Origin of the sequence: Gellertiella hungarica (assembly GCF_014197145.1) — a bacterium.
GTDB lineage: Bacteria > Pseudomonadota > Alphaproteobacteria > Rhizobiales > Rhizobiaceae > Gellertiella > Gellertiella hungarica.
On the sequence record NZ_JACIEZ010000003.1, the window covers coordinates 360517 to 373187 of the forward strand.

15 protein-coding genes and 1 tRNA gene are annotated in these 12671 nt (G+C 63.1%); 12 read left to right on the forward strand and 4 right to left on the reverse strand.

Annotated elements, in window-relative coordinates; all coding sequences use genetic code 11:
- Positions 1–46: 46 nt before the first annotated feature.
- On the forward strand, positions 47–1006 hold the full coding sequence (locus GGR23_RS10280; protein WP_183366183.1) for an acetyltransferase domain-containing protein: 960 nt from the start codon (positions 47–49) through the stop codon (positions 1004–1006).
- A 25-nt stretch (positions 1007–1031) separates the two neighbouring features.
- Here the strand turns inward: GGR23_RS10280 and GGR23_RS10285 are convergent, their stop codons facing one another.
- The gene (locus GGR23_RS10285; RefSeq protein ID WP_183366384.1) at positions 1032–1418 is read right to left on the reverse strand and encodes a MerR family transcriptional regulator; all 387 of its coding nucleotides are present in this window, start codon (positions 1416–1418) and stop codon (positions 1032–1034) included.
- Between the two features lie 140 nt (positions 1419–1558).
- The gene (mgtE, locus tag GGR23_RS10290; protein ID WP_183366184.1) at positions 1559–2977 is read right to left on the reverse strand and encodes a magnesium transporter; all 1419 of its coding nucleotides are present in this window, start codon (positions 2975–2977) and stop codon (positions 1559–1561) included.
- Positions 2978–3242: 265 nt separating this feature from the next.
- Here mgtE and GGR23_RS10295 point away from each other — a divergent pair, with 265 nt between their 5' ends.
- Positions 3243–3734, forward strand: coding sequence for a peptide deformylase (locus GGR23_RS10295; RefSeq protein WP_183366185.1), 492 nt, complete (start codon positions 3243–3245; stop codon positions 3732–3734).
- Here GGR23_RS10295 and lipB read toward each other — a convergent pair.
- Positions 3688–4458: a lipoyl(octanoyl) transferase LipB gene (lipB, locus tag GGR23_RS10300; RefSeq protein WP_183366186.1), complete on the reverse strand. Its 771-nt coding sequence runs from the start codon at positions 4456–4458 to the stop codon at positions 3688–3690. The genes GGR23_RS10295 and lipB overlap by 47 nt on opposite strands.
- Positions 4459–4691: 233 nt before the next feature.
- Between lipB and GGR23_RS10305 the strand changes: the two genes are divergently transcribed.
- Positions 4692–4776: transfer RNA gene (locus GGR23_RS10305), tRNA-Leu, on the forward strand.
- A 70-nt stretch (positions 4777–4846) separates the two neighbouring features.
- On the opposite strand, the gene GGR23_RS10310 is transcribed toward GGR23_RS10305, so the two are convergent.
- On the reverse strand, positions 4847–5194 hold the full coding sequence (locus GGR23_RS10310) for a helix-turn-helix domain-containing protein (protein ID WP_183366187.1): 348 nt from the start codon (positions 5192–5194) through the stop codon (positions 4847–4849).
- Positions 5195–5442: 248 nt separating this feature from the next.
- Here GGR23_RS10310 and GGR23_RS10315 point away from each other — a divergent pair, with 248 nt between their 5' ends.
- From GGR23_RS10315 to fghA, 9 genes are all read left to right on the forward strand, one after another.
- The gene (locus GGR23_RS10315; protein WP_246365200.1) at positions 5443–6360 is read left to right on the forward strand and encodes a DMT family transporter; all 918 of its coding nucleotides are present in this window, start codon (positions 5443–5445) and stop codon (positions 6358–6360) included.
- 106 nt (positions 6361–6466) lie between these two features.
- The gene (locus tag GGR23_RS10320; protein ID WP_183366188.1) at positions 6467–7135 is read left to right on the forward strand and encodes a hypothetical protein; all 669 of its coding nucleotides are present in this window, start codon (positions 6467–6469) and stop codon (positions 7133–7135) included.
- Between the two features lie 104 nt (positions 7136–7239).
- Positions 7240–7374, forward strand: a complete 135-nt coding sequence (locus tag GGR23_RS23445; RefSeq protein ID WP_281375709.1) for a hypothetical protein — start codon at positions 7240–7242, stop codon at positions 7372–7374.
- 6 nt (positions 7375–7380) lie between these two features.
- On the forward strand, positions 7381–8517 hold the full coding sequence (locus GGR23_RS10325; protein ID WP_246365203.1) for a zinc metalloprotease: 1137 nt from the start codon (positions 7381–7383) through the stop codon (positions 8515–8517).
- 135 nt (positions 8518–8652) lie between these two features.
- The gene (locus GGR23_RS10330) at positions 8653–9780 is read left to right on the forward strand and encodes an S-(hydroxymethyl)glutathione dehydrogenase/class III alcohol dehydrogenase (RefSeq protein ID WP_183366189.1); all 1128 of its coding nucleotides are present in this window, start codon (positions 8653–8655) and stop codon (positions 9778–9780) included.
- 125 nt (positions 9781–9905) lie between these two features.
- On the forward strand, positions 9906–10478 hold the full coding sequence (gene gfa, locus GGR23_RS10335; RefSeq protein ID WP_183366190.1) for an S-(hydroxymethyl)glutathione synthase: 573 nt from the start codon (positions 9906–9908) through the stop codon (positions 10476–10478).
- A 208-nt stretch (positions 10479–10686) separates the two neighbouring features.
- Positions 10687–11091: a hypothetical protein gene (locus tag GGR23_RS10340; protein ID WP_183366191.1), complete on the forward strand. Its 405-nt coding sequence runs from the start codon at positions 10687–10689 to the stop codon at positions 11089–11091.
- A gap of 11 nt (positions 11092–11102) precedes the next feature.
- On the forward strand, positions 11103–11588 hold the full coding sequence (locus GGR23_RS10345) for a YaiI/YqxD family protein (RefSeq protein ID WP_183366192.1): 486 nt from the start codon (positions 11103–11105) through the stop codon (positions 11586–11588).
- A gap of 21 nt (positions 11589–11609) precedes the next feature.
- Positions 11610–12446 (forward strand): S-formylglutathione hydrolase, encoded by an 837-nt coding sequence (gene fghA, locus GGR23_RS10350; RefSeq protein WP_183366193.1) that lies wholly within the window; start codon positions 11610–11612, stop codon positions 12444–12446.
- Positions 12447–12671: the final 225 nt, after the last annotated feature.

The following is a 12671-nucleotide window of genomic DNA, read 5'->3' on the forward strand; positions in this document are numbered from 1 at the left end:
ACGCCTGCGCTATGTGACAGCCAGTAGAAATCAAGCAGGCCCATCGATGACCCTGTCCGACAGCCCCCTTTCCCGTTCCCGTCCGAAGCCGCGAGTCGGCTGGCTCGATGCCTTTCGCGGCTTCGCCCTGCTCGCCATGGCCAGCTATCATTCGATCTGGGATTTCGAGTATTTCGGCTATCTTGATCCGGGCACGGCGGGCAACGGGCTGCCGAAGATCTACGCCCGGATGATCGCGACGACGTTCCTGTTTCTGGCGGGCTTCGGATTGGCGCTCGCGCACCGTGACGGTATCCGCTGGGATCGCTTCTGGATTCGCTTTGCAAAGGTCGCGGGCGCCGCCGTGGTGATTACCATTGCCACCTGGTTCGTGATGCCGCAGGGCTTCATCCATTTCGGCATCCTGCATCAGATCGCACTCGCGAGCCTTGTGGGACTTCTCTTTCTTCGGCTGCCCTCGCTGGCGACGCTGGCCGTTGCGGTCGCCATCTTCGCGGTGCCGCTCGTCTACCGGTCGCCGGTATTCGATCATCCGCTGTTGTGGTGGACGGGGCTGTCGCCGCAGCCGCGCCTGTCCTTCGACTATGTTCCCGTTTTCCCATGGCTTGCGGCGGTTCTTGCGGGCATTGCCGTCGGGCGGCTGGATCCGGTTCGAGCATGGCTTTCTCGCCTGCCCGACCCCTCCCCGGCGCTGAAGCCCTTCGCCCTGGCGGGCCGGCACAGCCTGATTGTCTATCTGCTTCACCAGATCCCGCTTTTCGGACTTGTCTACCTGCTGTCGCTCGTCGCGCCGCCCGATCGTGCAGCGTCCTACACCCGCGAATGCATGCAGAGCTGCGAGGCTTCGGGAGGCGCAGCGCTCTGCCAGAAATTCTGCAGTTGCACGCTGACGAAACTGCAGGCGGGAGACATGCTGACCCCGCTGCAGACGGGAAAGATCAAGGTGGACGACGAGCGCATCCAGTCGCTCGCGCTGCAATGCTCCATGGAGGCGCAGCAGCCCTGACCGCCGCCTCCCTTGTTTCACTGGATCAGGTGCCGACGCCGATTTCGGCGAGGCGGGTCAGGCAGGCCTCCTCGACATTGTCGAGCTCGGCCAGCGTGTCCTCGATGTCCTTGCGTTTCTGGCGCAATTCGTCGCGCTTCTCGTCCACGCGCTTCATCAGCAGCTTGAGCTGTCCGATTTCGCCGGGTGGCTCCTTGTATACCTGAATGATCTCGCGAATCTCGGCGATGGTGAAGCCGATGCGCCGGCCACGCAGAATTTCCTGGATCAACGCGCGGTCTGCCGGGCGGAACAGGCGCGTGCGCCCCCGCCGTTCCGGCTGGATCAGGCCCTCGTCCTCATAGAAGCGGAGCGTGCGCGTCGACACGCCAAATTCCCGCGTGAGCTCGGTAATCGAGTAATATTTCTTCACCACTGCCACTTGTCCTGTCCCGCCGAAAGGGCGCGGGTGGCGCGCTCTCGCGGCGTCGGACGCGCCCGGAAGCGTCGCCCATCCTGTCTTGCGGCCATACTAGATCGATTTACGTAAAAGTCAATTTTTGCCGACCGGCTCTAGTGCAGCACAAACCACCAGGTGGCTATCCCCAGGAAGGAGAAGAAGCCGCACACGTCAGTGAGCGCGGTCACGAAGACAGCCGAAGACACCGCGGGGTCCGCCCCGCTGCGGTCGAGAAGCAGCGGAATGAGGATTCCGCCGAGCGCGGCCACGAGGAAATTGATGATGTTGGCGACGGCAAAGACGCAACCGAGCTGGTAATCCCCGAACCAAAGTCCTGCAACGAGACCCATGACGGTTGCCAGCACGAGACCGTTGGCAAGCCCGACCCCCGCCTCGCGGCGAATGATGCGCGACGCGTTGTAGATGTCGAGTTCGCGGGTGGCGAGCGCGCGCACGGAAACGGTCATGGTCTGGGTGCCCGCATTGCCCCCGATTGCCGAAACGATGGGCATCAGCACCGCCAGCGCCACCATCTTCTCGATCGAATGGTCAAAGAGGCCGATGATGCTCGCACCCAGCGCCGCCGTCAGCAGGTTGACGAAAAGCCAAGGCAGGCGCGAACGGGCAATGGAAACCACACTGTCCGACAGTTCTTCGTCACCGACACCGGCGAGGCGCTTGATGTCCTCGTCCGCCTCTTCGTGAATGACGTCGACCATGTCATCGATCGTCAGCACACCGACGAGACGGTTGTTCTCGTCCACGACGGCGGCGGAGAGAAGGTCGTACTGTTCGAAGAGCTGGGCGGCTTCCTCCTGGTCCATTTCGGCCGGGATGGGATAGCTCGTATCGCGCATGATCTCTTCGATCCGCACCTGACGCTTGGTGCGCAGGATCTTGTCGAGATCGACGGCGCCGAGCAGCTTGAAGGTGGGATCGATGACGAAGATCAGCGAGAAGCGCTCCGGCAGGTCTTCGCCGTTGCGCATGTAATCGATCGTCTGGCCGACGGTCCAGAAAGGCGGCACGGCGACGAATTCCGTCTGCATGCGTCGCCCGGCGGAGCTTTCCGGATAATCGAGTGCCCGGCGAAGACGTACGCGCTCCGTAAAGGGCAGCTGCGCCAGGATCTCCTCGCGGTCCTCCTCGTCGAGGTCCTCGAGAATGTAGACCGCATCGTCCGAATCGAGGTCGCCGATGGCTTCGGCGATCTTGTCGTTCGGGATCTGCTCGAAGATCTCGAGGCGGATTGCCTCGTCCACCTCGGTCAGCGCCGTCATGTCGAAGTCGTCGCCGAGCAGACTGATGAGCGCGATACGCTGTTCGGGCAGCAGTGCCGCGATCAGGTCGCCGAGTTCCGATTCGTGCAGGCGCGCCACGTCATGACGCAGGAACAGGATGTCCCGGTCGGCAATTGCAGCACCGACAAGCGCCAGAAAGTCCGGGCGGATCGAGCCGTCTTCGGTGTAGATGTCGACCATAGGCTCGTCGGAAGGTTTCCGGGGGCGGACTTGTTCCAGCGTTTCCGTCATCGCACCGCCTCCCGAACTTCAAAAAAGACCGATCGTCGCCAAACCCCGAAAGGCTCTAAAAATCTAGTTTGCGCAAGCCCATAGCAGGCGTTTCGGAACGAACTGTGACAGCGCCCCGATCCCGCTTCGCTTCAAACCCTGCTAACCCAAGTGCGGCTTGAGGTCCAGCGCCCGTGCGAACGAATTTCTCTATCGCGGCAAGGCATTTTCATGGCGGCCGCAAGCGGTTAGTTTGCCCCCTCCCGTAACCCTCCGGAAACCGAAAATGTCCGTGCTTCCCATCCTGCGCTATCCCGATCCCGGCCTGAAGACTGTCGCCCAGCCTGTAACGGTGTTTGACGAGGCGCTCTCGCGCCTGGCGGACGATCTGCTGGAGACGATGAGGGCCGCGCCGGGCGTGGGTATCACCGCCTGCCATTGCGGAATTGCCAGCCGTGTGGTGGTGATCGAACTGAAACCCGGCGAACCCCGCCTTTACGTCAATCCTCAGATCGAGGCCTTCTCGGAAGACCGCTTTACCGCAACCGAAGGCAGCGTCTCCATGCCTGGCGTGACCGAGGATGTGGAACGCGCCCGCGCGATCCGCCTGACGTGGCAGGACCTCGAAGGCGCAAGGCACGAGGGCGTCATGTCCGGTTTCGAAGCCGTCTGCATGCAGCACGAGATCGACCAGCTGGACGGCATCTTCTGGATCCAGCGCCTGTCGCGCCTCAAGCGGGAACGGGTGGTGAAACGGTTCCAGAAGGCAAGCCGCTGACCGAATCGGCGGCAATCGCCACCGTCGGGCCGAACACCTCCTCGAAGGCTGCCTTCAGCAGAATGTCCACGTCGCTCATCATGACAGGCAGGCCGAGGTCGACCAGGCTCGTGACGCCATAGGCGGTGATGCCGCACGGCACGATGCCGCCGAAATGGGAGAGATCCGGGTCCACGTTCAGCGAAAATCCGTGGAAGCTCACCCATTTGCGCAGCCGGATGCCCAGCGCCGCCACCTTGTCTTCCGCCGTCGTTCCGTCCGGCAGACGGGGCTTTTCCGGTCGACGCACCCAGACGCCGACCCGGTCCTCGCGTCTTTCGCCCCGTATGTTCATCCGATCAAGCGTCCCGATCACCACCTGTTCCAGCGCCGCCACGAAGGCACGCACATCCTGCTTGCGCCGTTTCAGGTCGAGAAGCACGTATCCGACCCGCTGTCCCGGCCCGTGATAGGTGTATTCGCCGCCCCGGCCGGTTGCGTGTACAGGGAACCGGTCAGGATCGATCAGATCCTTCGAATCGGCACTGGTACCGGCCGTGTAGAGCGGCGGATGCTCGAGGAGCCAAACCAGCTCGTCGGCGCGGCCTTCGGCAATTGCCGCCACCTCCGATTCCATGAAGGCGACCGCCTTCTCGTAATCCACGAGACCATCGCTGATGACCCAGCGGACCGGCGGAGAACCAGGAGCCGCGCCGAAGAGCGGTTCGAAATCGTTGCGCTGCATGGAGATTCTCCCGCCTTTCACCCGGCTGCGGCGCGGAAAGCACCTTCCGGCCAGCCGTAAGCCTATGTGGCAAAAAAGTTTTCACCTGCCAAGATGCCCGGATTACAAGGCGCTGCGCTGCGCTTCGTCCACATGAGTGTCACTGTTTTGAAAAAATCTCTTCCGGCGCTATTGCACCCCCCAAATGCTTTTGCTACATGCAGCCCCGCCGGAGCACTTCGGCCTACCACGATGCGGTCGTGGCGGAATTGGTAGACGCGCAGCGTTGAGGTCGCTGTGGGGCAACCCGTGGAAGTTCGAGTCTTCTCGACCGCACCAAACAAAACCCGCTTCGGCGGGTTTTGTTGTTTCTGGCGAAGACTTTGCCCCAGTTCTTTAATCCACTTCGTCAGGCGCCGGTCCGCCGCGGACGGCGGTGAAGCTTGCGGCTGAAGTCGCGGGATACGAGTGGAAGAATGGGCGTATCCGGGCAACCATGGCCGGGTCCTTCTCCTTCGCCCGTAAGAAGCCAAAGCTGGGATACGCCGAGAATAGCCGCGAGCTTTCGGATCGAGGCCAGCGAGGGCGCAGCGCGATCTGCCTCCCAGTAGCGGATTGTCGCGGAATGCATGTCGACGCCACGCGCCACCGCTTCGAGCGTCAGGCCGGCGCAGTCGCGTGCGTGGCTGAGGCGGCCGCCGAGGGTGTCGTCGAAATCCGTTCCCGCCGCGGGTGTGCGCGGCTCGAAATACGGCATGGGGAACCTCCTGGGGGCGGAGCGCCGTCCGCCGGTTCGTGGTCATCCGCTCCCGGAAGGCAGGGGCCGGGGCCGATCCGCCTTCCTTCCGTTTAAGTTATTACAGTCCCGGGGTTTGAAAAGGGGCAAAGGCGACTATTCTTCCCCTGGGGTGGCCATGCCATGGCCTTGCGTACCCGAGCCGCCGCTCTGCGGCTTGCAGCCGGACACCGATTCTGTTTGGTCTTCCGCGACAAAGGGGAAAGCCGATGCACGAGTCGAACACCGTCATACGCGGCATGCTGCTGATGACCGCCTGCATGGCGGTTCTGCCCTGCATGGACGCCATTGCCAAATACATGGCGGTGGTGGAGGGCATGTCGCCGGCGCAGGTGACCTTTTACCGCTTCTTCTTCCAGCTTGTCGCGACGCTGCCGCTGCTCGTCACGTTGAACGGGCGTGATTTCCTTCGGGCGAAACGCCCCTTTGCAAATCTCTTGCGGGGCGTGCTGCACGGGGCGGCAAGTCTGCTCTTCTTCGTGGCGGTGAAGTACATGCCGCTGGCCGATGTCTTTGCCATTTACTTCGTCGAGCCTTTCATGTTGACCGCGCTTTCGGCGCTGTTTCTCGGAGAAAAGGTCGGCTGGCGCCGCTGGCTGGCCATCGTGATCGGCTTTGGCGGCGCGATGATCGTGATCCAGCCCAGCTATGCGATCTTCGGCTGGACCGCTCTGCTGCCGGTGCTCTGCGCCTTCCTGTTCGCGATCTACATGTTCCTCAACCGGGCAATCGGCGACGCCGATCCGCCCCTGACCATGCAGACGCTCGCGGGCTTCGGCGGCACGCTGTTCATGGGCATGGCGCTTCTTGTGGGCAACGCTGCCGCCGGCAGCGATTTTGCGCCCTCCCTGCCCCACAGCTGGCGTGCGCTCGGCCTGCTGCTCCTCCTCGGAGCGCTCTCCGGCTACCTGCATCTCCTGGTCGTCCGTGCCTTCCGCATGGCACCGCTTTCGGTGCTGGCGCCCTTCCAGTATTTCGAGATCATCTCCGCGACGGCGCTGGGCTACCTGCTCTTTTCGGATTTTCCCGAACCCTCGAAATGGCTCGGCATCGTCATCATCGTGGGCTCCGGTCTCTTCATTCTATGGCGGGAGCGCGTGCGGGCACAAGAAGCCGCCAAACGCTAGTATTGCACCCATTCCGAAAAGACGCGCTTAACTGTCTTTGTTTCGGGAATCTCAACGGAAGATTGTTATCTGTACCTCCGGTTTCATGATGAAACGGAGTTACAGAATGAGTGAGCTCAGACTCTCGTTCCCGGCCAATGTGATTGCCGGAAAGGGCAAGATCAATGCCCGTGATGTTGCCATGCTGAAGGCCGACCTCTTCCCGGAAGGGGTCATGGATGCCGAAGGCGCGGTTCTTCTTTTTGCCCTCCATGCCTCCTGCCGGGAGACCTGTCCGGAATGGGCGGATTTCTTCGTCAACGCCCTCACCCGCTTCATCATCGACGAGTGCCACCCCAAGGGCACGCTCGACGAGACGAATGCATTCTGGCTGGAACGCATGCTGGCCGCCGATGGCGTCATCGCCAGCCCTCTCGAACTTCGGCTGCTCAACGAAGTCATTGCGCGCGCCGATCATGTCCCCGACAGCCTCAAGGTCTTTGCGCTCAGCCAGATCCGCCACGCGCTGCACGACGGCCATGGTGCCTATGCCCAGAGCCGCAGCGGTCCGCTGCGCGGAATCGGCGCGGACGACATGGACTATGCCCGCCGCATCATCGAGGCCGGGACCGAGGAGGGCGACAGGCAACCTTCTGCGGCCCTGCATCGGGTGCTTCTTGCCATCGATGCCGTCACGCAGCCGGGTCTCAACGAGCCAGGCTGGGTGCGGCTGCTCTTTACCGTCCGCCCCCGGGCACCCGCGCCTCGCCGCCGCGCGCCGCGGATCGCAGCATGAAAGGTGGCGGCTGCTAAAATACCGCGCACCCCGGTAACCGTTTCTGACCGGGTTGCGTGCTAGCGGTAACGGGAAAAGCCCTCGGGATCCGGAGCCCCAGACACGTGCATAGCTTCACCGCGGCAACCATCCTCCTCGCGCTCAACCTCGGCCTGCTCTGGCTGCTGATGGCAGCGCCGCTGGGCCGCAGGACAATCCGCTTCAGCCGTGTCTACCCGCTTTCGCCGGATCGTCTCTAGAACGCCGTGCATCCCCTCGGCGACCATGCATCCTGGAGCCCGGGTATCGTCGAAAGCGGGCCGCTTGACGGACGAAGCGACCGTGCGCGCCAGGCCTATGCCTATCCCGACCGACACGGACGGCCCATCGTGCGCGTGCTCTCGCTCGATACGCAGCAGAGCATCGACGGGCGCGAGGTCGCTACATCGGTCATCGAGGACAGCGCGCTTCACCGGTCCTACTGGGCGCATTTCTCCGAGCGGAGGCGCGTAAGGGTCCATCCAGATGGTGCCCTCCTGGAGGTGGAGATCACCGATCATTATCGCGGCGTCGCCATGTTTCTCTTCCGGTACTTCGCGGCGCGGCGGGAACTTGCGCAGCTCGCGCAGTGGGCCGAGACCGGCGTCGCAAGGGCCGGCGGGATCATAGAGCATCCACTCACCCAGGTCCTCAGCGCCACGCTTTCGACCCTCGTCATGTGGCCATTTTTCGGTCTGACGGCAAACGGACTGCTGCTTTCCACACTGCTGACCGTGGTCATCGTGCTGCATGAGTTCGGCCATATCGCCGCCTATCGCACCTTCGGCCATCGCAGCGCACGGATGATCTTCATTCCGTTTCTGGGCGGCCTCGCCATCGGCGGACGGCCCTATAACAGCCTGTTCGAGGTAGCTGCCTGCGCGCTGATGGGCCCCGGCCTGTCCGCTTTCCTTGTACCGGTCACCATCGCCGCTTTCGAGCTGGCCCATGGCGGGAGCCTGCCGCACGAACTGGCCGGGCCGGCCATCCTGTTCCTGCTGGTGCTCGGCGCTTTCAACCTCCTCAACCTTCTGCCCATGTATCGCTTTGACGGCGGTCAGGTGATCCGGCAGGTGTTTCCCTCGCGCCCCGTGCAGATCGCTGCAAGCTTCGGGGTTACGGCGGTGATCCTCGGTGTTGGCTGGCGCATCGGCCTCCCCACGGTTGCGATCATGGCCGCTCTCGCCGTGTTTACGCTGCTCAGCCTCATGAGCGTCGGCCGTGTGAAGCCTCGCGAAGCGCTTGACCCGATGACGGGCGGCGAGCGCCTGGTTGCGGGATTCGGGCTCTATGCAGCGCTGGCCATCCACGCCTATGCCGTTGTTTATGCCTGCGAAAAACTATTCCCCTGGCTCGCCGGCTGACGTTTTATGGCGCATCGGTGTCGCTTTGGTACGCCCGGGCCTTTCCCTTGGACTAATATACATTTCCTGCTTGCCGCTCGGTAAGCCATCGGGCATGACATGTCCCGACAACACCAATCTGGGAGGCTCATAGCCATGGATGTACGCGCCGCCGTTGCCGTTCAGGCCGGTAAACCGCTTGAAGTGATGACCGTCAATCTCGACGGCCCGAAGGCCGGAGAGGTGCTGGTCGAGGTGAAGGCGACCGGCATCTGCCACACCGACGACTTCACCCTTTCGGGTGCCGATCCGGAGGGGCTCTTCCCGGCCATCCTCGGCCATGAAGGTGCGGGCGTCGTCGTCGACGTCGGCCCGGGCGTAACGTCGCTCAAGAAGGGCGACCACGTCATCCCGCTCTACACGCCGGAATGCCGCGAGTGCTATTCCTGCCTCTCCCGCAAGACCAATCTCTGCACCTCGATCCGCGCCACCCAGGGCCAGGGCGTCATGCCCGACGGCACCTCGCGCTTCTCGATCGGCAAGGACAAGATCCACCATTACATGGGCTGCTCGACCTTCGCGAACTTCACCGTCCTGCCGGAGATCGCGCTGGCCAAGGTGAACCCGGACGCTCCCTTCGACAAGATCTGCTACATCGGCTGCGGCGTGACCACCGGCATCGGCGCCGTCATCAACACCGCCAAGGTGGAGATCGGCTCGACGGCCATCGTCTTCGGCCTTGGCGGCATCGGCCTCAACGTGATCCAGGGCCTGCGGCTTGCCGGCGCCGACATGATCATCGGTGTCGACATCAACAACGGCAAGAAGGAATGGGGTGAGCGCTTCGGCATGACCCACTTCGTCAACCCGACCGAAGTGGAGGGTGACCTGTTGCCCTACCTCATCAACCTGACGAAGCGCGGCATCGACCATATCGGCGGCGCCGACTACACCTTCGACTGCACGGGCAACACCAAGGTCATGCGCACCGCGCTCGAGGCCTCGCATCGCGGCTGGGGCAAGTCGGTCATCATCGGCGTGGCCGGCGCAGGCCAGGAAATCTCCACCCGCCCGTTCCAGCTGGTCACCGGCCGTCAGTGGATGGGCACGGCCTTCGGCGGCGCGCGCGGCCGTACCGACGTTCCGAAGATCGTCGACTGGTACATGGAAGGCAAGATCGAGATCGATCCGATGATCACGCATCTGCTGCCGCTCGAAGACATCAACAAGGGCTTCGACCTGATGCATTCGGGCGAGAGCATCCGTTCGGTCGTCGTTTACTGAGGCCGGAGATGTCACACCCGCCCGAAACCCAGCCGATATTGCCGGCACCGGGTTTCGGGCCGGTTCCCTGATGGTTGCGAAGCCGACGCAACGGAAGCTTGTTTTTCGGCAGGAGGAATACTGAAATGGGTAATGTCATGCTGCACCCGTCGATTGACGGCGGGGTAAAGAAAGGTGCGTCCGGTTTTGCGGGAGGAACGCTGGTCTGCAATTGCGCGGATCGCCCGGTGCGCCTGAAGATCAAGGGAAGTGTTGCGCATAATCACGCCTGCGGATGCACCAAGTGCTGGAAGCCTGCGGGCGCGAAGTTCTCTGTCGTCGCCGTCACGGGTACGGAGAACGTGACGGTGGAGGCGAACGGCGACAAGCTTGCCGTCGTCGATCCGGCAGCCCTCATCCAGCGCCACGCCTGCAAGGCCTGCGGCGTTCACATGTACGGCCCGGTCGAGCGCGACCATCCGTTCAAGGGCCTGTCCTTCGTGCATCCGGAGCGTTTCGAGGAAGAAGGCTGGGCGGAACCCGGTTTTGCCGCCTTCGTCTCTTCGATCATCGAAGCCGGCGTGATGCCTTCTGAAATGGATGGCGTTCGTGCCCGGCTGAAGGAAATCGGCCTGGAGCCCTACGACTGTCTCAACCCCGCGCTGATGGATTACATCGCCACGTGGACGGCAAAGAAGAGTGGCGCGCTCAAGGACTGACGCGCTCTCCTTCCGGTGCCGCATCCTCGGATGCGGCATTCCCGAACGTTTCGTCGCCGGCCGCCAATTAGTTATTTACTAAAACAATATTGGCCCAGACAAAGTCTTTGCGGCGGCGATGGCGGAATGCACATTGGACGCCGGACAGGGCCGGCGAGTCGCACGCTCTCAGGCCCTGAACCTCATCCGCCAATCATCGGGAACCACCATGAAGATCAGAACTCTCCTTGCCTCCGCCCTTCTGTTTGTCGCCCCGGGCCTCGCCCTCGCCGATCCGGTCGGCACCTGGAAGATCAGCGGCACCAATCTGGAAACCAACGAGCCCTACGAAGGCACCATCACCATCGAGCGCGTGGGCGGCGTCTACCGCGCGGAATGGGATATCGATGGCAAGAAGCTCTCGGGCATCGGGCTTGGGGGCAAGCTCGTGGGCTCCGACTTCACGGTCGGACCGGCCAGCGCTGACGACAACGTCATCTCGCTCGGCTATACTCAGGACGAAGCAACCGGCATGGGCATCTACCTGAACATGCCCGATGGCACCTGGCAGGGCGTCTGGACGGCGGGCGACTCCGAGAAGTCGCACCCGGAAAAGTGGACCAAGGCCGAGTAAGAAGGACTGGCATGACCGATACGCAGGCAAATCCGAACGGACCGCAGATCTACGTCGATGCGGATGCCTGCCCGGTCAAGGCCGAAATCCTGAAGGTGGCGGAGCGGCACGGACTGCCCGTCACCTTCGTCGCCAATTCGGGTCTGCGCCCCTCGCGCGACCCGATGGTGCGCAACATCATCGTCTCCGCGGGCTTCGATGCCGCCGACAACTGGATAGCCGAGGCGGTAAGGCCGGGTGATGTCGCAATCACGGCGGATGTACCGCTGGCGGCCCGTTGCGTCGCGGCCGGCGCGCTGGTAACGGGGCCAACGGGCCGCATCTTTGACGAGGGCAATATCGGTATGGCGAGCGCGATGCGCGATCTTTCGGCGCATTTGCGCGAGACCGGCGAAAGCAAGGGCTATAACGCTGCCTTCAGGCCAAAGGACCGTTCCCGCTTCCTTGAAACACTCGACAGGCTTTGCCGCCGGGCCAAGTCCCCGTCGCCGCACTGAATCACCATCCGGAGACATTCGATGAAAGTTCTTTCCCAGAACACCGCCTTTGGCGGCATGCAGGGCGTGTTCGCCCACGAGTCCGAGGCCACGAAATGCGAGATGACCTTTGCCGTCTTCGTGCCGCCGCAGGCGATTGCCGAAAAGCGGCCCGTTCTGTGGTATCTGTCCGGCCTCACCTGCACCCACGCCAATGTCATGGAAAAGGGCGAGTACCGCCGCATGGCGGCCGAACTCGGCCTCATCATCGTGTGCCCGGATGTCAGCCCGCGCGGCAACGACGTGCCGGACGAGCTCACCAACTGGCAAATGGGCAAAGGCGCCGGCTTCTATCTGGACGCCACGCAGGAGCCCTGGGCGGAAAACTACCGCATGTACTCCTACATCACCGAGGAGCTGCCCGATTTCGTCAGCCAGCACTTCCGCATGGACATGGACCGCCAAGGGATCTTTGGCCATTCCATGGGCGGCCATGGCGCGATGACCATCGCGCTCAAGCATCCGGACCGTTTCCGCAGCTGCTCCGCCTTTGCACCGATCGTGGAGCCTTCGACCGCCCACTGGTCGGTGGATGCCTTCGAGAAATACCTCGGTCCGGACCGTGCCGCCTGGCGCCAGTACGATGCCTGTGCGCTCGTCAAGGACGGCCATCGTTTCCCCGAGTTCCTGATCGACCAGGGCAAGGCAGACAGCTTCCTGGATAACGGTCTGCGCCCCTGGCTGTTCGAGGAAGCGGTGAAGGACACCGACATCAAGCTGACGCTGCGGATGCACGAGCGCTACGATCACTCCTACTACTTCATCTCCACATTCATGGACGACCACCTGCGCTGGCACGCCGAACGGCTCGGCGCATAAGGCACCGGTACCAGGGCCTCGGCCCGCGTGCTGCAGGGGCGCGCGGGCGGGGCCGATACCATCCGCAGGGTATTTCCGGGCCCTCATGCACCCGCCGCGCCGTTGGCGGTCCGGCCAGCGGCGTTTGGCGGACATCGCCCCGGGCCTGCCGCGCCGGCCTGGCAGCCACGCGCTGCGGGCATGACACATCCTCTTTCCGCCTCTTGCCTTCCACGGTCCGCTTTG